The organism is Ruegeria sp. L12, assembly GCF_056531745.1.
The window spans coordinates 22,489-42,518 of sequence record NZ_JBQFMH010000007.1; the positions used below are offsets into that span (position 1 = coordinate 22,489).

Genomic DNA, 20,030 nt, shown 5'->3' on the forward strand with positions numbered 1-20,030 from the left:
ACTATCGTTGATATAGCCAATGACAAGTCACGCATCTACACTGGGACAAACTAATAAACCCGGACGGTTACGCATCGATGTGGACACTGCTTGTTTCGCTTCTTGTATTTGCTCTTTATTGCGTGGCTGTCGTCTTTGCGGTGCGGGCGGCCCAGACGGCGCGCACGCCACAGGGCGCGGTGGGCTGGGTGGTGTTTCTGGTGTCCGCACCGGTCTTCGCCGTCCCTCTCTATCTGTTTCTGGGTCACCATCGGTTTCGCGGCTACCGCATCGCCCGGCAGGAAAGCGAGCGTGTGGTTGAAGGGATCAAGACCTTTGCCGATTTCTCGAAACCCGATCCCCAAACATTACGGATCAATCCCCGCCCGTTCGAGGCGCTTGCACATCTACCCGTTTCGCGCGGGAACGGTGCCGAGTTGCTGATCGACGGAGATGCGACCTTTGCCGCCATTCTGGACGCCATCGACAAGGCCAAATCCTATGTGCTGATCCAGTTCTACATCGTGCGCGACGACGAACTTGGACGAAAGGTGCAAGATCATCTGATCGCGGCCGTCAAACGCGGCGTGCATGTACGGTTCATGACGGATGCGGTGGGCAGCTATGGTCTGCCAACCAGCTATCTTGACGCCCTGCGCGCCGGTGGGGTCGATGTTGCCGACCCACGTAAGCAACGGGGGCCGAATTTCCGGTTTCAGCTGAACTATCGAAATCATCGCAAAACGGTAATCATCGACGGAGAGACCGGATTTATCGGCGGGCATAACATCGGGGTGGAATATCTCGGCCAGAGCCCTCGGTTCGGGCGTTGGCGGGATACGCATATCAGGATGACCGGCCACGTCGTGCGCCAATTGCAACTGATCTTCACCGAAGACTGGCACTGGGCGCGGGGTGAGGACCTGATCGATCAACTCGACTGGGCGGGCAGCGAATCCGATCAGGACATGAACGCTTTGCTGGTGGCAACAGGTCCGGGTGATGAGACGGAAACCGGCGCGATGATGTTTTTTGCCGCCATCACCGAAGCGAAAAAGCGACTGTGGATCGCTTCACCTTATTTTGTGCCCGACATCGACATCATGACCGCCTTGCAACACGCCGCGCTGCGCGGCGTTGATGTGCGCATTCTGGTGCCCGACGTGATCGATCATCGTCTGCCATGGCTGGCCGCCTTTGCCTATTTCGACGAGATCCGCGACTGCGGCGCACGCGTGTTTCGCTATACCGACGGGTTCATGCACCAAAAGGCCTTCGTCGTCGATGATACGCTGGCCGCGGTGGGCACCACCAATCTGGACAACCGCTCATTCCGGCTGAATTTCGAGGCGATGGCCCTGCTCTTCGATCCGCGCGCGGCAGATGCGGTGGCGCAAATGCTGCAGACCGATTTCGAATCAAGTTACGAGCTGACGCGAAATCTGCCGCAACAACCGATACATATCCGCTTTGGCGCCCCGCTTGCGCGGCTATTCGCGCCGATCCTCTAACGCAGGAACCGTTCTTCGAAGACACGGGTCATCAGGGCTACAAGGAAGGCGGTTGAAAGTCCGAAGGCCAGTAACCCGGTGACCGATGCGAAGGCCCCGAAAATCCGCAGCCCCTCGCCCAGCACGATATCGCCATAGCCCAGCGTCGTGAACGTCACCAACGAGAAATACAGCGCCGAGTTCCAGTCGGGCAGCACATCCCCCATTACCCAGACTATGGCCCAGATCCAGACCTGTACGGTATGGGTCAGCACGATGAACAACAGCGCCACGGTGATGGGTCCGGCAGTCGCCAGCGTCGTGCTGCGGGTTTCCCATTTCTCGACCAGTCTGCGGATGACGACGACGCAGAGGGTCAACAGGATGATTTCAATCAGAAAGCAAACGCCCAGATAGAGGCTGCCCCAAAGGATTTGCTGTGACAAAGTCATGAAACGGCTTTGGCCCCCTACGCTGACGTTGATTGCAGCATGGGGCTTTCTGTGGCGGTGAACAACCCTTGCCGCGCGCGTGAGACCTGCGGCGAATGGAAACGAATTCCGCTCTGGACACTGCCGGTTGGCGTTGCACATTGTGACCCAACCACAAGAGGTCACGCATGCTGCTGTCGATAGATCACGTCCGGAAATCCTACCCCGGTGGGCGCCCCGTCCTCAGCGACGTCTCGTTGTCCCTGGAACAGGGGCAGACGCTGGCGCTGACGGGCGAAAGTGGCAGTGGCAAAAGCACATTGTTGCATCTGGTTGCGGCGCTGGATGGGTTTGATGCCGGAGAGATCACCCTGGACAGGCAGCCATTGTCGCCGCTGAGCGATGCAGGCCGCGCCGCGCTGCGTCGGGACAGCCTGTCGCTGGTGTTTCAGCAATTCAACCTGATCCCCTCGCTGACCGTCGGACAGAACCTGTCAATCCATGCGCGCCTTGCCGGGCGGGATGATCCAGATTGGACCGGACTTCTGGCTGAAAGGCTTGGGTTGTCTGAGTTGCAAGACCGATACCCGGAAAACCTTTCGGGCGGCCAGCAGCAGCGCGTGGCCATCGGGCGGGCGATGGCCACACGACCTAAACTGCTGCTTGCGGATGAGCCCACCGGCAATCTGGATGAAACCGCCAGCGCCGTGGTGCTGGACCTGATGTTGTCACTGGTGGCCGATACCGGTGCCGCATTGCTGTTGGTTACCCATTCGGCCGAGATCGCCTCGCGGCTGGACCGTCGCGCACATCTGTCGGGCGGTCAAATCGAATGATTGGCCCTGCCGCCCAATCTCTGCTGTCCCACTGGCGCGCGCATCCGCTGCAACTGGTGACTTTATTGACCGGGATTGCGCTGGCCACCTGCCTGTGGTCGGCCGTACAGGCGATCAACGCCGAGGCCCGGGCCAGCTATGCACGCGCCAACACCCAACTTGCGATCGGGCAGTTCGATGAGCTTCAGAACCCCGGCGGCGCGATCACCATCCAGCAATATGCCAAGCTCAGACGCGCGGGTTGGCAGGTGGCCGCGGTTCTGGAAGGTTCGCTGCGCGTCGGAGATCGCCGCCTGCGCCTGATGGGGGTGGATATGATCGCCTACCCGGCCCTGCCCGCGATCATCGAACTCAATGAAAGCGCCACGCCGCCCGACCCCTCCGATATCCTGACCGCTCCGGGCCGATTGCTGATGGCGCCGGAGCTTGCGCCTCTGTTCGCGTCGACGAACGAGTTTCCGCCAATTATCGAAACCACCGCCCTGCCCCCCGATCTGGTCCTCACCGATATCGCGGTGGCCGAGCGTCTGCTGAACCGACCGGGCCATATCTCGCGACTGGTGATCCTGCCTCAGCAGCCGAGTGCCGCTCCGCCTTTATCCGACATCGTACCAGAGCTGAAACGTATCAGCCCATCGGCGCAGATGGACACGGCGCAGCTGACCGACAGTTTTCACCTGAACCTCACGGCGTTCGGATTGCTCTCGTTCGCGGTCGGGCTGTTCATTGTTCACGGCACGGTCGGGCTGGCCTTTGCCCAAAGGCGCGCCATGATCCGAACCCTGCGGGCGCTTGGACTGCCGCTGCAACAGCTTGTCTGCCTCATGCTGGGCGAATTGCTCTTCATCGCTCTGATCGGAGGCCTCCTTGGCCTTATGTTGGGTTATTTCCTCGCAGGTGCGCTGCTGCCCGACGTAGCCGCCACGTTGCGCGGGCTTTATGGCGCACCCGTAGATGGTCAGATGACCCTGCGTCCGCAATGGATCGCAGCCGGGCTTGCCATGGCGGTCGGGGGCACTCTGGCGGCCAGCGGTCACGCCCTCTGGCGGTTGTCGCGCATGTCGATACTCGCTGGCCCCGGTCTGCAGGCCTGGCACGGCCAGGGGGCAGAACGACTCGGGGGCGCGGCAGGTCTTGGCCTGATCGCAGCCGGAATCGTCCTATTCGTTATCATCGATGGTCTGCTGGCCGGTTTTGCCCTGCTGGCCGGAATACTCACGGGCTCAGCCCTGATCCTGCCCGCGCTACTGTCTGCGCTTCTCACCCTGTTCGCACGCCAGGCGCACGGGCCTCTGGCACAATGGGTCTGGGCCGATATGCGTGCGCAATTGCCGGGCCTGTCGCTGGCGCTGATGGCACTGCTGCTGGCGCTGGCCACAAATATCGGCGTCGGCACGATGGTTTCGAGCTTCCGGCTCACCTTCACCGGCTGGTTAGACCAGCGCCTGACATCCGAACTCTACGTGACTGCGCAGAACAAGGCACAAGCTACCGAGATCACTGAATGGTTAGCCCCTCAAGTCTCGGCCATCCTGCCCATCCGCAGCACGGAACTGCCGCATGAAACAGGGTCGCTGTTCCTGTATGGCATCGTCGATGACGATACCTACCGGCAAAACTGGCCCTTGATCGCCAATGGCCCCGACGTCTGGGATGACGTCCTGCTGCGCGGCGGCGTGCTGGTCAACGAACAACTCGCCCGCCGAGCCAACCTCAGGCCCGGCGATACGCTGTCGCTATCGCCGGATCATGATCTGACAATCGCAGGGGTGTATTCCGACTATGGCAACCCGACCGGGCAGGCAATTGTCGCGATGCCCGTGATGGACCAGATTGCGCCAGACACGACCACCTTGCGCTTTGGCATCCGGATTGAACCCGAACGCGCAACCGATCTGGCGCGGCGCCTGCGCGCACATTTCGATCTTCCCGCCCGGGCAGTTGTCCATCAGGCCGCGATGAAAGCACAATCGCTGGCGATATTCGAGAAAACCTTCGTGGTGACATCGGCCCTGAATGTGCTGACGCTCGGCATTGCGGGTTTTGCGATCCTGACCAGCCTGCTGACACTGTGGACGCAACGCCTGCCGCAGGTCGCCCCCGTCTGGGCGCTGGGTCTTACACGGGCGCAACTGGCGCGGCTGGAGCTTTTGCGCAGCATATTGCTGGCCGCCCTGACCGCCTGTCTGGCGCTGCCGCTTGGGCTGGTGCTCGCCTGGGTGCTGCTGACCGTCATCAATGTACAGGCGTTCGGGTGGCGACTGCCAATGCACCTTTTCCCCGGCGACTGGATCGGCCTGTTTGTGTTGACCCTGATCGCAGCAGCCGTCGCGGCGGCATTGCCTGCGTGGCGCTTGCTCCGCCTGCCCCCGGCTGCCTTGCTGAGAGTTTTTGCCAATGAACGCTAAAGCCTTCATGTTCTTCCTGCTGCTCCCGGTCACCGTCTGGGCGCAGGGCTACGCCGGACTCGGCGGCAGCGCCGAAGGGTTCGACCGACCCGTTTCGGGATACAGCTTCCAGTTCCCCCGCGATCATGGCCCACATCCGACCTACCGGATCGAATGGTGGTACCTGACGGCCAATCTTACCGGCGAGTATGGGCGCGATTACGGCATCCAGTGGACCCTATTCCGGTCGGCGTTGAAACCCTCGGGAGCCGACAGATGGCAGAGTCCCCAAATCTGGATGGGCCACGCCGCCATCACCACGCCCGACACGCATTATTTCATCGAACGCCTGTCGCGCGGCGGTGTCGGTCAGGCCGGTGTCACCGCAGAACCATTCGAAGCGTGGATTGATGAATGGCACATGCGCGGAGACATTATGGACGCGTTAAGTCTGACTGCCGGCGGGCAAGATTTCAGCTATGATCTGAACCTGCAGGCACAAGGTCCATTGGTGTTCCACGGCAAGGATGGATACTCGGTCAAATCCGCCGATGGTCAGGCGAGCTATTACTACTCGCAACCTTTCTTCAGCGTCACGGGCACCCTGCACCTGCCGGACGGCGAAGTCGCCGTAACCGGTCAGGGTTGGCTGGATCGCGAGTGGTCCTCGCAACCATTGGCCGTAGATCAGAGCGGCTGGGACTGGTTCTCGCTCAGCTTCGATGGCGGAGACAAATTGATGGCTTTCCGCCTGCGCGGCGCGCGCGGCGATTTCACTGCCGCAACATGGATTAACGCAGACGGCCGGACTGAGGCGCTGCCAGATGGCTCGGTCATTTTCTCGGCCTTGGAAACAAGTCAGGTCGCACAGCGCGACGTACCGACCCGTTGGCGCGTCGAACTTCCGGACCGGGCACTTGATGTCGAAGTGTCCGCTCTGACCCCTCAATCCTGGATGGGCACAAGTTTTGAATACTGGGAAGGCCCGATCACGATCTCGGGCAGCCATACCGGGCGCGGCTATCTGGAAATGACCGGGTATTAGAGCCTGATCGACGAGACAACTGCAGTATCGACCATGAATCTCTGAGAGAGAGGCTGGAAATTACCCCCTCGCCAGCCCCTCTCACGCTACCACTCACCCTGTTTCGCCAGTGAGACGGTGGCGTTTCGTCTTGTCGGCAGCGTCTTCAAGAGCCTTGTTTGCGCAGAATGTTCCAGAATAGCAATTCAGGCGCCGCCCGCGTCGGTTTGTGCAACAGCAATCATTCAGTGACAAAACCAACAAAATTCAGTTCTCGGAACCACGCCACCGAAGCGCAGATGGAGATTACCTATCCTGATGCGCGGGCCGGGGCTGAAATGAGCGACACAAGCCGCTCATTAACAGCTTCCAACCCAGTTGGCGTTACCGGCCTTCAAACTTGTCAAGGGCCGAAGGATAGTTCCTGTCGTTTCTCGACGCACCATTCGTACTCTTTGACGAGCTGGTACCGCCGGAAAAGCTGCCAGCATTTGTCGTATCCGGTCCATTGCCCCAGCCATTGTCACCTTTTTTGGTTTCTGACGGTGGATCCGGGTCGTCAACCTCCTCTACGGCATACACGGGCGCAGAAAAAGCCAACGTGGCAGCAACAAAGCTGATGATGGCAAACTTGGTATTTTGCATAATAGTCCCCCAAAAATTAGTTCCTAAAATGTAGCCTGAAACATCAGGTCACAAACTCAGTCTATCCAAATTCAGTTGAACCGAATTAAAACAAGTCATTCACATAACGTTAATTTACATAATTTTTTTCTATTTTATCAATACCTTATGATCATCGCGAACACACCCGCCGCGCGCTGACAGTCTCGGACTACTGGCGATTGAAATCATTATCGCCTGTGTTTTTAAAAAGCCTCAAAGTGCATCAATTTCTCAGTAAGACTCATAAGCTTATGCCCCGCTCATGTGCCAGGAGGTACGCACGGAATCCGTGTTCTCGTGCATATTTAGCTCTAAAGGGTTTGATGTGGTGCCCAAGGAGAGACTCGAACTCTCACGATGTTGCCATCGGGGGATTTTGAATCCCCTGCGTCTACCATTCCGCCACTTGGGCCACGCCCTTGGATTAGCCTTCAACCGGCGGAAGGTCCAGAGGCAAAAATCAACCATTGCGTGGTTTGTTTCCATGGCAGAGCTTGACCCCTTGGCAGGTGCATGATTTGGCTTGGCCCAACAGTTGCCGGGATATTTGTACCTTATGTTGCGATCACTTTATGACTGGACCATTCGTCTGGCCGAGCATCCGCATGCGCTTTGGGCGCTGGCCATCGTCGCCTTTGTCGAAAGCTCGTTTTTTCCGATCCCGCCCGATGTTCTTATGATTCCCATGATCCTGGCGCGGCCCTCGCGCGCCTGGCTGATCGCCACGGTCGCACTCGTCGCCTCGGTATTGGGGGGGATGCTGGGATATGCAATCGGTGCCTTCTTCTATGAAAGCCTTGGACAACCGGTTCTGGAGGCCATGGGCAAGGCAGACGCCATGGAAGAGTTCAACACCCGCTTCAACGATTTCGGCTTCTGGGCCGTTCTGGCCGCCGGGGTCACGCCGTTCCCCTACAAGGTGATCACCATCATGTCGGGCTGGACCGGAATGCCATTGGGCACGTTCGTCGCGACCTCGATCCTGGCGCGGGCTTTGCGGTTCTTTGTCGTGGCCGGGTTGCTTTGGGGATTTGGCGAACCGATCCGGGGCTTTATTGAGAAACGACTGGGATTGGTGTTCACGCTGTTTATCATCCTGCTGATCGGAGGATTCGTTCTGGTGCGTTACCTATGACACGGAAAACATTGATCCTGCTGGCGGCATCCGGGTCAGCTGCCTTGCTGCTGGGCGCCTGGGCGTTTCAGTATATCGGCGGCCTTGCGCCCTGCAAAATGTGCATCTGGCAGCGTTACCCGCATGGTATCGCGGTGATCCTGGGCGTGCTGGCCTTCGCCTTTCCGGGCATCCGCCCCCTGCCCCTGTTGGGCGCGCTGGCGGCAGCTACCACTGCCGGTATCGGATTTTTCCATGCGGGCGTCGAACAAGGCTGGTGGGAGGGTCCTTCGACCTGCACATCCGGCCCCATCGGCGGGTTGAGCGCCGAGGAACTGCTGGATCAGATCATGTCCGCCCCGCTGGTGCGATGCGACGATATCCCGTGGGAGATGTTCGGAGTTTCGATGGCGGGTTGGAACGCGTTGTTGTCCAGTGGCCTCGTCCTGATCTGGATCGCGGCCTGGCGCGCGCGCTAGGGTCTACTGCTGATCCAGTTCCGCATCCCAATAAAGGAAGTCAATCCAGCTGTCATGCAGATGGTTGGGCGGAAATTTGCGGCCAATGTTGCGAAGCGTTTCAGCATCTGGCTGGCGCGGCGGTTTGTTCAGCGACATTCTGGCTTGCCGCAGCGATTTTGACCCCTTGCGCAGGTTGCACGGGCTGCAGGCCGCAACCACGTTCTGCCAGCTTGTAACCCCACCAGCCGCGCGCGGCACCACGTGGTCAAAAGTCAGGTTATCGCGGCTGCCGCAATACTGGCATTTGAATTCGTCCCGCAGAAATAAATTAAAGCGCGTGAAGGCCACGCGCTTTCTGGGTTTCACATAATCTTTGAGGACTACGACCGAGGGTATTCGGATCTCGGTACTGGGACTGCGGACAACCTCGTCATATTCCGCAACGATATCCACCCTGTCCAGCCAGGCGGCCTTTATCGCTTCCTGCCAGGGCCACAATGACAGGGGATAATAAGAAAGCGGGCGATAATCGGCGTTCAAAACCAATGCCGGATGATGCTTGAGCGCACCGGTTTCCCTGACAAATTCGGTCCTGAAGTCTCCGTCCATAACAGAATCGCTCCTCGCTCTGTACTGCCCGTTTGTGACATCAGAGCGGGGAACACCCGCCCCGGCCTTAACTTAACTATATCTCGTGTTAAAACTCTGACAAGTGCCGAGTTCACACAACATCTCGGGTATTTGTTATGTTGGATCCGTAACAGATAAGTGACACTTATCCACAGGTTGCGCAGATGTGGCCCGAACGCTATGGCGGGGACATGTCCTGGTTCATCCGTTTCAACAAACCCTATGATGTGCTGCCGCAGTTTACGGACCGCGCCAACGCCGACTCGCCACGCAGCACTTTGTCGGATTACATCGACCTGCCTGGCGTCTATCCCGCCGGGCGGCTGGACCGGGACAGCGAGGGCCTGATGCTGCTGACCGACAATGGGCGGTTGCAGGCGCAGATATCCGACCCCAAACACAAGATGGCCAAGACTTATTGGGTTCAGGTCGAAGGCATCCCCGATGTATCGGCGCTGAAGGCGCTACGCGAAGGAGTGGAGTTAAAGGATGGTTTGACCCGCCCCGCCAATGCGCGCCTGATTGACGAGCCAGATGATCTGTGGCCGCGCACGCCGCCGATCCGCGTCCGTCAGACAGTGCCGGACAGTTGGATCGAACTGACGATCCGTGAAGGCCGCAATCGTCAAGTACGCCGTATGACCGCAGCCGTCGGCCACCCCACTCTGCGCCTGATCCGCGCCCGGATCGGCGACTGGTCTCTGGAGAACCTCGATCCCGGCACGTGGGAAAGCCTGCCCATGCCAGCGATCGAAGCAGCGCCGCACCGCAAACGGGACCGCCGCCCGCGCTGGTGACAAAAACCGCGTGATGTGATAGGCTTAACGCATGAAAGTCACACCGGACATTCCTGCCCCATCGGCCATTCTGGAAGCCGCGCTTTATGTCGACGATCTGGACGTGGCCGAGGAGTTCTATGGCCAGATACTGGCGCTGGAGAAAATCCAGCGCGTCACCGACCGTCACGTATTCTACCGGATCGGCGAGTCGGTTTTATTGCTGTTCAACGCCGACGAGACCGAGAAACCGCCGGGCAACCCCGAGCTGCCCGTCCCGCCGCATGGCGCGCGCGGGCCCGGCCATGTCTGCCTTGTCCTGACCCGCGACGAAATCGCCGTGATGCGCAAACATCTTCTGGACTGGAACGTCCCCATCGACGCCGAGTTCGACTGGCCCAACGGCGCCCGGTCGCTTTATGTGCGCGACCCGGCGGGCAATTCGGTTGAGTTCACTGAATCGCACTTGTGGGATTGAAATCCCGAAGCCGGTGCACCGGTGTTACAGGCTCAGCTTATCCCGCATAAAGGCCAGCGCAACGCTCAGACCATCCGGAGCAATCCCGTGGCCGGTGCCTTTCATCACGTGCGCGTAAACCTCTTTGAAGCCAGCGGCCTGCAGCGCCTCGGCCGCCTCGGGCAGCGATTGCGGCGGCACGACGTCATCGACATCTCCGTGGACCAGCAGGATCGGCATGCGGCTGACGGTCTCATCCGGCAGCAGATCAGGTTCCACCAACCGGCCTGATATGGCGACGATCCCGGCAACCGGGTCCTCGCGGCGCGGGGCGACGTGCAGGCTCATCATCGTGCCCTGACTGAACCCGAACAGAACGACCTGCTCGGGCAAGACATCCTCATCCACCATTAACGCATCCAGAAAGGCGTGGAAATCCTCGACGGCCATTTCCATGCCCCGGCGCGCCTCTTCCTCGGATGAGCCGTCGATCCACGGGATCGGAAACCACTGAAAACCGTTGGGCATGCCGGGGATCTGTTCGGGCGCGTCGGGGGCGACAAACAGCGTATCAGGTAGGTGTTCCCCCAGCGGATCAGCCAGCCCCAGCAGATCGGCCCCATTGGCGCCATAACCATGCACGAACACCACGACCGAGCGTGTATCGCCCGAAACAGGCTCTTTCCTCAGCGCATTCAAAACCCGTGTCATCTGATCCCTTCTCTGTCTTTTGCGACCCGGTAATAGGCCCACAGCACCCGCGCCGCAACCGATCGCCAGGGCGACCATGCTTCGGCCATCTGGCGCAACTCTTTGTCTTTTGGTCGTTCTGGCAGATCGTAGAGGATGCGCGCAGCCTCTTGCAGCGCTAGATCCCCGGGTGCAATGACATCGGCACGGCCCAGCGAGAACATGGCGTATATCTCGGCTGTCCAGACGCCTATTCCCGGCACCTCGGTCAGGACCGCGACCACCGCATTATCCGGGGCATCGCGCAGCGCCTTATAGTCGATCCGCGCCTCAGCCAGCGCGCGTGCATAGCGGATTTTCTGACGGCTGAGACCCACCGCCCTCAGATCATCATCCGAGGCCCACATGATCTTGCGCGGACCGGTCAGTTTGGCGTCCTGCAGCCGCTTCCAGATCGCATTGGCCGAGGCCACGCTGACCTGCTGGCTGACAATCGCGCTGAGCAGTTGGGCAAACCCATCCGGCTTGCGCCGCAGCGGCAATGGACCCGTTTGCTCCATCGCATAGGCCATCCGTGGGCAAGCCCCGGCCAGCCATTCGGCCCCTTCACTCACACAGTCCGGGGTTTCAATGATGCGTCCGACGGACATGCGCTCTCCGACAAGTGATCCTCGTCCGCACGTTAGGCGGATGTGCCGCATATGCAAGCCGCTTGTGCCTGATCTCAATCGTAGATAACCATTCGCCCATGACCATGATCGCTGCCACCCCCGACGACAGTCAGGCCAGACGCAACGTCGCCGTATTGGTGGCGGCGCAGGCGGTTCTGGGGGCGCAGATGCCGATGATGTTCATCGTCGGCGGATTGGCCGGGCAATCGCTGGCCAGCAATGCCTGCCTTGCAACACTGCCGATTTCACTGATCGTTCTGGGTTCGATGCTGGCAGCCACGCCGATCTCGGCGATCATGCAGCGCTGGGGACGTCGCGCCGGGTTCCTTGTGGGGTCAACCGCAGGCGCTGCGGGTGGGGTCATCGGGGCCTACGGCCTCTATCTTGGCTCATTTCAGATCTTCCTGCTGGGCAGCTTCCTGACCGGCATCTACATGAGCGCGCATGGCTTCTATCGTTTTGCCGCTGCCGATACCGCGTCCGACGCATTCCGGCCCAAAGCGATATCTTATGTCATGGCCGGGGGGCTTGCGGCGGCGATCATCGGCCCTCAGATCGTCAAACTGACCTCACAAGCCTACGTGATCCCCTTTTTGGGCACCTATCTGGCCGTGATCGCGATCAACGTAGTCGGCTCGGCCCTGTTTTTCTTTCTCGACATCCCCACACCATCCAAGCCCGCCGCGGACGAGCCCAAAGGCCGCACGCGGCTGGAGCTGCTGAAAACCCCGCGCATCGCGGTGGCGATCATTTGCGCCATGGTCTCTTACGCGCTGATGAACCTTGTGATGACGTCGACACCGCTGGCCGTTGTCGGGTGCGGATATTCTGAAGGCGATGCGGCCGATATCGTAACCAGCCACGTACTGGCGATGTATATCCCCAGTTTCTTCACCGGCCATCTGATCGCGCGGTTCGGCGTCGAAAAGATCGTAGCCCTTGGTCTGGCCATCCTCGGCGGCGCAGGCATCGTCGCATTGCAGGGCGTGGAACTGGGCAATTTCTTCGTCGCCCTGATCCTGCTGGGCATCGGCTGGAATTTCGGCTTCATCGGCGCCACCAGCATGCTGGCCGACTCGCACGAAGTGCACGAGCGTGGGCGGATGCAGGGCCTGAATGACCTGCTGGTCTTTGGGGGCGTCACTTTTGCCTCGCTGGCCTCCGGCGGGCTGATGAACTGCTCGGGCGGCTCAGCGGTCGAGGGCTGGACTGCCGTCAACCTTGCCATGATCCCGCTGCTGACCTTGGCGGGCGGTGCGCTGTTGTGGCTGGTTCTGAGGCCGTCCGACACCCAAACCGCCTGAGCTCACCATCCTCCGGTCGCCGCTGCCTTCATCAGGGTAAATCGGCGGCGAATTTCACCTTGCACCAATGCCCCTGCGGCCACGCGGTCTGGCTGGGCCAAAGCTGTCCGCAGCACCCATTCCGCCTGCCACCCCGCGTAAAGCGCGGGTCGCGCCTGTGCTGAAACCTCTGTACGCGCGGATCGCGCGCGCGCCATCCGGTCCAGCGCCTTTTGTGCCAACGCCCGAACCCCATCCTGCGTGCCGTCAAGCAGAGGAATACGGCCCCGCGCCTCAAGCTCGGGAATGGCCCGCAGCCAGTTTGCAATTCCAACCGCGTAGCCAAAATCGCGCAGAACGGCCTCGTCCGCCGAACCCAAGGCCTGCGCGGCAACCACCATCAGGGTTCCGGCGCTGTGATTGATATAGGCGTCAAAGTGGTCTTCATCCTCGAACGGATCACGATAGATATCCCAACGCCTTACGGCGACATATTCATCCAACTGCGCCGCCAGATGCGGTGAAAGAACGCGCGACAAAGGCGTGACAACTTCGTGCCGTCGAACGGTTGGACCTTCGCCAATCTCCTGCAATGCATCTCGCCACCATTGCAGTCGCATTTCGGCGATCATGCTTTCCTGCGTGATCCACGGTGCGCGCGCCACCTCGACATTCAACGCGTAGATCGGGAACAGAATTGCCCGCGTCGCCACAGGCGCAGCCATGGCCGCCATGAAGCGATCCGGATCGGCCCGATGCACCAGCGCCGCGCAGGATTTGATGTCGCCGTCGAACTCCACGCTATTCAGCAGCCGCCGAGCGCGGGGCGCAATCGGTCACAAGTTTCCACTGGATCGCGTCCAGCAGAGCCTCAAACGAGGCATCGATTATGTTCGCACTGACGCCAACAGTGGACCAGCGCCGCCCCTGCCCGTCTTCGCTGTCGATGATCACGCGGGTCACCGCCTCAGTACCGCCCTGGGTGATGCGCACCTTGAAATCGACCAGCCGCATATCCGACAATATTTGCGAATACTGCCCCAGATCCTTGGCCAGAGCCTTGGCCAGCGCGTTCACGGGGCCGCGGTCGCTGCCGCTTTCATCCAGCGATTCACTGACCGATAGTTTCTTTTCGCCATCCACCTTCACGACAACAACCGCCTCGGACAGGCTGACCATCTTGTTGTATTTGTTCTTCCGACGCTCAACGGTGACCTTGTAGCGTTTGACCTCGAAGAACTCGGGCAATTGCCCCAACTCATCCCGCGCCAGCAGCTCAAAGCTGGCCTGCGCGGTGTCATAGGAATACCCTTCCGCCTCGCGCCGCTTGATCCGTTCCAGGATATGCCCCAGCGCCGGATCACCCGCTTCGACCGATAATCCCGCGTCGGTCAGACGCTTGCGCAGGTTCGATTGCCCGGCTTGGTTCGACATCGGGATGATGCGCGCATTTCCGACGCTTGCTGGTTCGATATGCTCATAGGTCGATGGATCCTTGAGGATCGCACTGGCATGCAGCCCGGCCTTATGCGCAAAAGCAGACGCGCCGACATAAGCGCTTTGCTTGCTGGGCACTCGGTTCAGGATATCGTCCAGCATCCGGCTGATGCGCGTCAGCCCGGCCAGCGCCTCGGGTTTTACCCCGATCTCATAGCGCGAGGCATAGGGCTGTTTCAGCATCAATGTCGGAATCAGAGCGGTCAGGTTCGCATTGCCGCAACGCTCGCCCAACCCGTTCAGCGTGCCCTGGATCTGCCGCGCCCCGGCATCGACCGCAGCCAGCGAACACGCCACAGCATTTTCGGTATCATTATGCGTATGAATGCCCAGCCGATCCCCCGGCAGACCTGCCGCAATCACCTCGGATACGATCCGCCCAACCTCGGCAGGCAGCGCACCGCCATTGGTGTCGCACAGCACAACCCACCGCGCACCCGCGTCCAGAGCCGCGCGACAGACCTCAACCGCATATTCGGGGTTGTCCTTGTAGCCGTCAAAAAAGTGCTCGGCATCAAACAGAGCTTCGCGCCCCCGCGCCACGATATGCGCGACCGAGGCGCGCACGTTCTCGGTATTCTCCGCCAACACGATGCCAAGCGCATGGGTGACGTGATAGTCATGCGATTTGCCGACCAGACATACCGCAGGCGTTCCGGCATTCATTACCGCGGCCAACACGTCGTCATTCTCGGCCGACCGACCTGCACGCTTGGTCATCCCGAACGCGGTCAGACAGGCCGAGGTTTTGGGCGCGGCCTCAAAAAACGCACTGTCCGTCGGGTTCGCCCCCGGCCAGCCGCCTTCAATATAATCCACCCCCAACGCATCGAGCGCCTGCGCGATTTGCACTTTCTCAGCGGTCGAGAACTGCACCCCCTGCGTCTGCTGCCCGTCGCGCAGGGTCGTGTCGTAGAGATAGAGGCGTTCCTTGGTCATCATTCTGGCTCTTTGGCTTGTTCGGGCAGTGCCCGACCGAGGGTGGGTGCGAAGCGCCCGCCCATGGGGGCGGTCGGGCGCTGCCCGGGCAAGCCCGGGCGGAACGGTGGATCAGAGATTGTCGAGTTTTGAAGGGTCGAAATTCGGCCCCGGAAGCAATTCGACGCCATCCTTGCTCATGCGAATCTCAATACCTGCTCGGATAAGGCGGTTCTTTAACTGATCCACTTCAGTGAAGTCTTTTGTGATCTTTGCACGTGTGCGTTCTGCATCCAACTCTGCTTGAAGAGTCGCCAAATCTGGATGGCTAGCCACCCCTACACCCCATGGGTTTTCCAGAAAGTCCTTTTTCCATGCGGCTCTTGATTCATCTGAAAGGAAGCCTAGCCAACGTGCATTGTCCAGTAGTTCTTGGGGGCTTCTGGAAGCGAGCACAGAAAGGTTTGTCAAAGCCAGATGTGTGTTTAGGTCGCTTGACAAGGCATCCACGATTCTTGAATCAGGCGAAAACACCTGCGCAGGCGTCGGCTCCAATTCAATTGTCAGTTTGTGCCACTCATCAAGTACATGTCTAGCGTGTTCCGCCTTAGATTTAGTCCAATCCATCGGCTTGCGATAATGGGTCTGCAGAAAGACAAACCGGATCACTTCTCCCGGTACGCCCTGCTCCAGCAGGTCATGAACCGTGAAGAAATTGCCCAGCGATTTGGACATCTTCTTACCCTCGACCTGCAGCATCTCATTGTGCAGCCAGACCCGCGCGAACTCGCCCTGCGGATGCGCGCAGCAGCTCTGAGCTATCTCGTTCTCATGATGCGGGAACATCAGATCGTTGCCGCCGCCATGAATGTCAAAGCTCTCGCCCAGCAGCTCATAGCTCATGGCCGAGCATTCGATGTGCCAGCCCGGACGCCCCCGCCCCCATGGGCTGTCCCAGCCGGGCAGATCATCGGTCGAGGGTTTCCATAGAACAAAGTCCATCGGGTTTTTCTTGTATGGCGCGACCTCTACCCGCGCTCCGGCGATCATGTCATCGACCGACCGGCCCGAAAGCGCGCCGTAATGGTCTTTCCAACTGTCCACCGCAAACAGAACATGACCTTCAGCGGCATAGGCATGCCCTTTGGCGATCAGGTCTTCGATCATCGCAATCATCTGCGCGATATATTCCGTGGCGCGCGGCATTGCGTTGGGCTCCAACGCCCCCAGCGCACCCATGTCGTGCAGATACCAGCCGATGGTTTCGTCCGAACGTTCCTGCACCAACTGCTCCAGTGAACCCTCGGCCCCGGCCTGTTTGCGCGCCAAAGCAGTGGCGTTGATCTTGTCATCCACGTCGGTGAAGTTGCGCACGTAAGTCACGTGATCGGCACCATAAACGTGCCGCAGCAGACGGTAGAGCACGTCGAATACAACCACAGGCCGCGCATTGCCCAGATGGGCGCGGTCATAGACCGTCGGGCCACAGACATACATCCGCACATTGTCGGGATCGATCGGCGCGAAATCCTCTTTCGTCCGTGTCCTTGTGTTGTGCAGTTTGATCGTCGTCATCGGGTCGTGCTCCTGAAACAGCATATACGTCACGCGTTGGCGCGGGCTTAGCAACTTGTCTCAGGGATGAAAACGAAAGAAACCGGCCCGCTTGATAAATCAGCAGGTAATGCAGCAGATAATGATGCAGGTTTTCCGGTTCATGCGCTTTGCCTAGCACAGGATCAGTGCTGAGCCAAGTCTTGAGCTTTGCCCTCCGCAGCGTCACTCTGCCCGCCATGACCCGCGACTACGTCAATTCCGTATGCGCCGAGTTGCCCGGCGCCGAGCTCTCCGACCCATGGGGCGGAGGCCATGACGCGTGGAAGGTGGGAGGCAAGATGTTTGCCTGTGTCGGTTCGGTCGGGGATGGGGTTTCGGTCAAAACACCTGACGTCGAGACAGCGCAGATGCTGATCGATGCCGGGATCGGCACCAAAGCCCCCTATTTCCACCGCAGCTGGGTTCACCTGCCGTGGGAAACAGAACCGGACGAGATGCAGCACCGCCTGATCGCCTCATACGATATTGTCCGCGCATCGCTGACCAAGAAGGTTCAGGCAAAACTGCCGTCCCGAAACTGATATTCAGATCCGGCGACGACACATTGAGAAAGATGTTGGGTGCGCCGCGATATGGCTATCACCCTTGCCCAAGGGCGTTGCAGCTATCACCGTCTGATGCCCGGATCAAAAACGAAAGGTTGTCCGCAGATTGAAGACATTGGCATCCAGCCCACGGCCCGCGCTTGGGATGTCATCGAAATCCTGCCGCAATGCCTCACCGCTGATGACGAATCGATCCCCCAGAGGATAGGCAACGCCGATACCGTAGACGGCAGCCGTGTCGCTGTCACCCGATGTGCTTGCCCGGGCAGTACCGACCACCACATAGCCAAGCGCCGGGCCAAAATCATATCCACCGCGCAGTTTCAGACGAGACATGCTGTCGAGGCTCCCCTCCGAGCTGCCAAGGTCGAGGTTCAGGCGGTTATATTCAAGCTCTCCCCCCAGCACAAAAGTTCCGAAATCGTAATCATAGCCGATATGAGGGCCAAAGCTGCCATTACTGCCACCTGCATCACCAGATCCATCGACATCGGCATAACCAAAGCTGAAACCGGCATAGGCGCCTGTCCAATCCTCGGCAACAACAGGTCCAGCCACCACGAACAGGACTGTGACAACAAAGGCCTTCATCGATTTCATTCAGACCTCCGAACCTAAGGTGCCGGTCTGGGCGGATTGATTGGCTGCGCAGCAGCGATTACGACTTAAACTTTCAGACTTTGATTAATTAACTATGCACAGAGTAACAGATTTCTATCCCAACGGGAAAAAACATTTTCTCACGCATTCGTTGCGCGCTCGTGAGGCAGTCAACGAAAATTATTCACCTCAAAGTCGCAAACGGGACAGATTGTGTCGCCACAAATTGAAAGACTTCGCGTACCAAGCTGAGGCGACACATGCAAAATGATGTCTGGAAAATACACCTGATCAGCCGCACCATCGGTGCGGATCGGGGGCGTGCGGCGCGAGGCAGACCAGCGGTGTGCTGATTCTGCGCGAACACACTCACGACCCTCAGAACCGGACTCTCTTCATGAACGATCAATCCCGTACCTCCTCTCGCAGCGGTGGGCGCGCTGCGCGTCGTGCTGCGCGCGCCAGCGCCCTGCCCGACCATCTTCGCCCCGTGCGCCCGGGGATGGAGGGCGGCGTCCTCAACGTCCTGACTCAGGCCCAGATCGAACGCATCCACGAAGCCGCGCTGACGGCGCTGGAAACCATCGGCCTGGCGGATGCGCCACAAAGCGGTATCGACTATCTGACCGCTGCGGGGTGCACATTGGGCGACGATGGCCGCATCCGCTTCCCCCGCGCTCTGGTGGAAGACACGATTGCAAAGGCCAACCGCTCGGTCACGCTCTATAGCCGAGATGGTAAAACCGACCTGGAACTGGCAGGCACCAAGGTTCACTATGGCACCGCCGGGGCCGCGGTCAGCATGGTTGATGTCCATGGGAAGGAATACCGGGACTCAACCGTTCAGGACCTTCACGATGCCGCGCGCATTTGTGAACAGCTTGAAAACATTCACTTTGTTCAACGTCCGATGGTCTGCCGCGACATCCCCGACAACCTCGAGATGGACCTGAACACGATCTATGCCGCCTGTTCGGGCACCTTCAAACACATCGGTACATCCTTCACCGAACCCAGCCACGTCGCTCCGGCAATGGAAATGATCTATATGATCGCTGGCGGCGAGGACAAATACCGTGAGCGGCCATTTGTGTCGAACTCGAACTGCTTTGTTGTTCCGCCGATGAAATTCGCCACCGAAAGCTGCGAGGTGATGGAGGAATGCATCAAGGCGGGGATGCCTGTCCTGCTGCTGTCTGCAGGCATGGCCGGGGCTACCGCGCCGTCGACCATCGCCGGAGCGATCATGCAAGCCACCGCAGAATGTCTGGCCGGGTTGGTTTATGTAAACGCCGTAAGCCCCGGGGCACCTGCGATTTTTGGCACTTGGCCCTTTGGCCTTGACCTGCGGACAGGCGCGATGTCCATCGGTTCGGGTGAGCAAGCCCTGCTGACCGCGGGTTGTGCCCAGATGCATCGTTTCTACAACCTGCCGGGCGGTGCCGCAGCAGGCGCATCGGATTCGAAACTGCCCGACATGCAGGCCGGGTGGGAACAGATGTGCTCGAACGTGATGGCGGGCCTGTCGGGCCTGAACATGGTGTATGAAGCGGCCGGGATGCACGCTTCTCTGCTGGGTTTTTGTCACGAAAGCCTCATTCTCAGCGATGATCTGATCGGTCAGGCGCAGCGCTGCGTGCGAGGTATCGAGGTCAGCGATGAAACGCTGGCACTGGACCAGATCGCCGAGGTCTGTATGGGCGGGCCTGGGCACTATCTGGGAACGGATGCGACGCTCAGCCGGATGCAGGCGGATTATGTTTATCCGACCCTGGGCGACCGGACCTCGCCCAAGGAATGGGCGGAACTGGGCAAACCGGATCTGATCGAAAAGGCCATCGCCCGGAAACAAGAGATCCTGTCCACGCCATCCAGCGCCCGGTTCGATCCGCTGTTAGACGCTGAACTGCGCGCCAAATTCAACATTCACTTACCCGCGTAACACATTGAAAAACGGC

General features: G+C 59.6%; 20 protein-coding genes and 1 tRNA gene. 11 read left to right on the forward strand and 10 right to left on the reverse strand.

The genetic code is table 11. The features are described from left to right. Positions 1 to 77: 77 nt before the first annotated feature. The gene (cls, locus tag ACR0K9_RS12255) at positions 78 to 1,490 is read left to right on the forward strand and encodes a cardiolipin synthase (RefSeq protein WP_480823568.1); all 1,413 of its coding nucleotides are present in this window, start codon (positions 78 to 80) and stop codon (positions 1,488 to 1,490) included. On the opposite strand, the gene ACR0K9_RS12260 is transcribed toward cls, so the two are convergent. Further along, positions 1,487 to 1,921, reverse strand: a complete 435-nt coding sequence (locus tag ACR0K9_RS12260) for an ion channel (RefSeq protein ID WP_480823570.1) — start codon at positions 1,919 to 1,921, stop codon at positions 1,487 to 1,489. The two genes, cls and ACR0K9_RS12260, sit on opposite strands and share 4 nt — an antisense overlap. Positions 1,922 to 2,088: 167 nt before the next feature. Here ACR0K9_RS12260 and ACR0K9_RS12265 point away from each other — a divergent pair, with 167 nt between their 5' ends. From ACR0K9_RS12265 to ACR0K9_RS12275, 3 genes are read left to right on the forward strand one after another with little or no spacing between them, the layout of a single operon-like run. Continuing rightward, positions 2,089 to 2,736, forward strand: a complete 648-nt coding sequence (locus tag ACR0K9_RS12265; RefSeq protein ID WP_480823572.1) for an ABC transporter ATP-binding protein — start codon at positions 2,089 to 2,091, stop codon at positions 2,734 to 2,736. Next, a complete protein-coding gene (locus ACR0K9_RS12270) occupies positions 2,733 to 5,144 on the forward strand; it encodes an ABC transporter permease (protein WP_480823574.1) in 2,412 nt (803 codons plus the stop codon). The genes ACR0K9_RS12265 and ACR0K9_RS12270 overlap by 4 nt, the downstream gene beginning before the upstream one ends. Beyond that, positions 5,134 to 6,168 (forward strand): lipocalin-like domain-containing protein, encoded by a 1,035-nt coding sequence (locus ACR0K9_RS12275; protein WP_480823576.1) that lies wholly within the window; start codon positions 5,134 to 5,136, stop codon positions 6,166 to 6,168. Before ACR0K9_RS12270 ends, ACR0K9_RS12275 begins: the two co-directional genes overlap by 11 nt. Positions 6,169 to 6,531: 363 nt before the next feature. Here the strand turns inward: ACR0K9_RS12275 and ACR0K9_RS12280 are convergent, their stop codons facing one another. Both ACR0K9_RS12280 and ACR0K9_RS12285 read right to left on the reverse strand, forming a co-directional pair. Further along, positions 6,532 to 6,792: a hypothetical protein gene (locus ACR0K9_RS12280; RefSeq protein ID WP_480532292.1), complete on the reverse strand. Its 261-nt coding sequence runs from the start codon at positions 6,790 to 6,792 to the stop codon at positions 6,532 to 6,534. Between the two features lie 347 nt (positions 6,793 to 7,139). Further along, positions 7,140 to 7,225 (reverse strand) — tRNA-Leu (locus tag ACR0K9_RS12285). Positions 7,226 to 7,369: 144 nt separating this feature from the next. Between ACR0K9_RS12285 and ACR0K9_RS12290 the strand changes: the two genes are divergently transcribed. Together ACR0K9_RS12290 and ACR0K9_RS12295 are read left to right on the forward strand one after the other, a co-directional pair. Beyond that, the gene (locus ACR0K9_RS12290; RefSeq protein WP_480823578.1) at positions 7,370 to 7,948 is read left to right on the forward strand and encodes a YqaA family protein; all 579 of its coding nucleotides are present in this window, start codon (positions 7,370 to 7,372) and stop codon (positions 7,946 to 7,948) included. Continuing rightward, positions 7,945 to 8,406 carry a disulfide bond formation protein B gene (locus tag ACR0K9_RS12295; RefSeq protein ID WP_480823579.1) on the forward strand — a complete coding sequence of 154 codons (462 nt, stop codon included), beginning with the start codon at positions 7,945 to 7,947 and terminating at the stop codon, positions 8,404 to 8,406. Before ACR0K9_RS12290 ends, ACR0K9_RS12295 begins: the two co-directional genes overlap by 4 nt. Positions 8,407 to 8,409: 3 nt before the next feature. Here the strand turns inward: ACR0K9_RS12295 and ACR0K9_RS12300 are convergent, their stop codons facing one another. After that, entirely contained in the window at positions 8,410 to 8,997 is a 588-nt protein-coding gene (locus ACR0K9_RS12300; RefSeq protein WP_480532282.1) for an HNH endonuclease, read from the reverse strand. A 212-nt stretch (positions 8,998 to 9,209) separates the two neighbouring features. Between ACR0K9_RS12300 and ACR0K9_RS12305 the strand changes: the two genes are divergently transcribed. Beyond that, entirely contained in the window at positions 9,210 to 9,815 is a 606-nt protein-coding gene (locus tag ACR0K9_RS12305) for an rRNA large subunit pseudouridine synthase E (RefSeq protein WP_480823856.1), read from the forward strand. Positions 9,816 to 9,846: 31 nt separating this feature from the next. After that, complete coding sequence (locus ACR0K9_RS12310; RefSeq protein ID WP_480823580.1) at positions 9,847 to 10,272, forward strand: VOC family protein; 426 nt, start codon at positions 9,847 to 9,849, stop codon at positions 10,270 to 10,272. Between the two features lie 24 nt (positions 10,273 to 10,296). Here ACR0K9_RS12310 and ACR0K9_RS12315 read toward each other — a convergent pair whose 3' ends face one another. Continuing rightward, complete coding sequence (locus ACR0K9_RS12315) at positions 10,297 to 10,962, reverse strand: alpha/beta hydrolase (protein WP_480823582.1); 666 nt, start codon at positions 10,960 to 10,962, stop codon at positions 10,297 to 10,299. Next, entirely contained in the window at positions 10,959 to 11,591 is a 633-nt protein-coding gene (locus ACR0K9_RS12320) for a DNA-3-methyladenine glycosylase family protein (RefSeq protein WP_480823584.1), read from the reverse strand. The genes ACR0K9_RS12315 and ACR0K9_RS12320 overlap by 4 nt, the downstream gene beginning before the upstream one ends. A 98-nt stretch (positions 11,592 to 11,689) precedes the next feature. Here ACR0K9_RS12320 and ACR0K9_RS12325 point away from each other — a divergent pair, with 98 nt between their 5' ends. Next, positions 11,690 to 12,916, forward strand: coding sequence for an MFS transporter (locus ACR0K9_RS12325; protein WP_480823586.1), 1,227 nt, complete (start codon positions 11,690 to 11,692; stop codon positions 12,914 to 12,916). A gap of 2 nt (positions 12,917 to 12,918) precedes the next feature. On the opposite strand, the gene ACR0K9_RS12330 is transcribed toward ACR0K9_RS12325, so the two are convergent. The 3 genes from ACR0K9_RS12330 to cysS all read right to left on the reverse strand — a co-directional run bounded on the left by ACR0K9_RS12330 (position 12,919) and on the right by cysS (position 16,885). Continuing rightward, positions 12,919 to 13,695 (reverse strand): squalene/phytoene synthase family protein, encoded by a 777-nt coding sequence (locus ACR0K9_RS12330; protein WP_480823588.1) that lies wholly within the window; start codon positions 13,693 to 13,695, stop codon positions 12,919 to 12,921. Between the two features lies 1 nt (position 13,696). Continuing rightward, the gene (gene cimA / locus ACR0K9_RS12335) at positions 13,697 to 15,331 is read right to left on the reverse strand and encodes a citramalate synthase (RefSeq protein WP_480823590.1); all 1,635 of its coding nucleotides are present in this window, start codon (positions 15,329 to 15,331) and stop codon (positions 13,697 to 13,699) included. A 111-nt stretch (positions 15,332 to 15,442) separates the two neighbouring features. Then, positions 15,443 to 16,885: a cysteine--tRNA ligase gene (cysS, locus tag ACR0K9_RS12340; protein ID WP_480823592.1), complete on the reverse strand. Its 1,443-nt coding sequence runs from the start codon at positions 16,883 to 16,885 to the stop codon at positions 15,443 to 15,445. A gap of 218 nt (positions 16,886 to 17,103) precedes the next feature. Between cysS and ACR0K9_RS12345 the strand changes: the two genes are divergently transcribed. After that, on the forward strand, positions 17,104 to 17,448 hold the full coding sequence (locus ACR0K9_RS12345; protein ID WP_480823858.1) for an MmcQ/YjbR family DNA-binding protein: 345 nt from the start codon (positions 17,104 to 17,106) through the stop codon (positions 17,446 to 17,448). 105 nt (positions 17,449 to 17,553) lie between these two features. On the opposite strand, the gene ACR0K9_RS12350 is transcribed toward ACR0K9_RS12345, so the two are convergent. After that, positions 17,554 to 18,072: an outer membrane protein gene (locus ACR0K9_RS12350; RefSeq protein WP_480823594.1), complete on the reverse strand. Its 519-nt coding sequence runs from the start codon at positions 18,070 to 18,072 to the stop codon at positions 17,554 to 17,556. A 397-nt stretch (positions 18,073 to 18,469) separates the two neighbouring features. Here ACR0K9_RS12350 and ACR0K9_RS12355 point away from each other — a divergent pair, with 397 nt between their 5' ends. Continuing rightward, positions 18,470 to 20,014, forward strand: a complete 1,545-nt coding sequence (locus tag ACR0K9_RS12355) for a trimethylamine methyltransferase family protein (protein WP_480823596.1) — start codon at positions 18,470 to 18,472, stop codon at positions 20,012 to 20,014. The last annotated feature ends 16 nt before the right edge of the window (positions 20,015 to 20,030 follow it).

Bases quoted from the DNA above. Each gene is read 5' to 3' on its own strand.
- ACR0K9_RS12280 (WP_480532292.1), bottom strand. From the start codon at position 6,792: ATGCAAAATACCAAGTTTGCCATCATCAGCTTTGTTGCTGCCACGTTG.
- ACR0K9_RS12270 (WP_480823574.1), top strand. From the start codon at position 2,733: ATGATTGGCCCTGCCGCCCAATCTCTGCTGTCCCACTGGCGCGCGCAT.
- ACR0K9_RS12350 (WP_480823594.1), bottom strand. From the start codon at position 18,072: ATGAAATCGATGAAGGCCTTTGTTGTCACAGTCCTGTTCGTGGTGGCT.
- cysS (WP_480823592.1), bottom strand. From the start codon at position 16,885: ATGACGACGATCAAACTGCACAACACAAGGACACGGACGAAAGAGGAT.
- ACR0K9_RS12305 (WP_480823856.1), top strand. From the start codon at position 9,210: ATGTCCTGGTTCATCCGTTTCAACAAACCCTATGATGTGCTGCCGCAG.
- ACR0K9_RS12290 (WP_480823578.1), top strand. From the start codon at position 7,370: ATGTTGCGATCACTTTATGACTGGACCATTCGTCTGGCCGAGCATCCG.
- cimA (WP_480823590.1), bottom strand. From the start codon at position 15,331: ATGACCAAGGAACGCCTCTATCTCTACGACACGACCCTGCGCGACGGG.
- cls (WP_480823568.1), top strand. From the start codon at position 78: ATGTGGACACTGCTTGTTTCGCTTCTTGTATTTGCTCTTTATTGCGTG.
- ACR0K9_RS12355 (WP_480823596.1), top strand. From the start codon at position 18,470: ATGAACGATCAATCCCGTACCTCCTCTCGCAGCGGTGGGCGCGCTGCG.
- ACR0K9_RS12320 (WP_480823584.1), bottom strand. From the start codon at position 11,591: ATGTCCGTCGGACGCATCATTGAAACCCCGGACTGTGTGAGTGAAGGG.
- ACR0K9_RS12260 (WP_480823570.1), bottom strand. From the start codon at position 1,921: ATGACTTTGTCACAGCAAATCCTTTGGGGCAGCCTCTATCTGGGCGTT.
- ACR0K9_RS12315 (WP_480823582.1), bottom strand. From the start codon at position 10,962: ATGACACGGGTTTTGAATGCGCTGAGGAAAGAGCCTGTTTCGGGCGAT.
- ACR0K9_RS12265 (WP_480823572.1), top strand. From the start codon at position 2,089: ATGCTGCTGTCGATAGATCACGTCCGGAAATCCTACCCCGGTGGGCGC.
- ACR0K9_RS12275 (WP_480823576.1), top strand. From the start codon at position 5,134: ATGAACGCTAAAGCCTTCATGTTCTTCCTGCTGCTCCCGGTCACCGTC.
- ACR0K9_RS12300 (WP_480532282.1), bottom strand. From the start codon at position 8,997: ATGGACGGAGACTTCAGGACCGAATTTGTCAGGGAAACCGGTGCGCTC.
- ACR0K9_RS12325 (WP_480823586.1), top strand. From the start codon at position 11,690: ATGACCATGATCGCTGCCACCCCCGACGACAGTCAGGCCAGACGCAAC.
- ACR0K9_RS12310 (WP_480823580.1), top strand. From the start codon at position 9,847: ATGAAAGTCACACCGGACATTCCTGCCCCATCGGCCATTCTGGAAGCC.
- ACR0K9_RS12345 (WP_480823858.1), top strand. From the start codon at position 17,104: ATGACCCGCGACTACGTCAATTCCGTATGCGCCGAGTTGCCCGGCGCC.
- ACR0K9_RS12295 (WP_480823579.1), top strand. From the start codon at position 7,945: ATGACACGGAAAACATTGATCCTGCTGGCGGCATCCGGGTCAGCTGCC.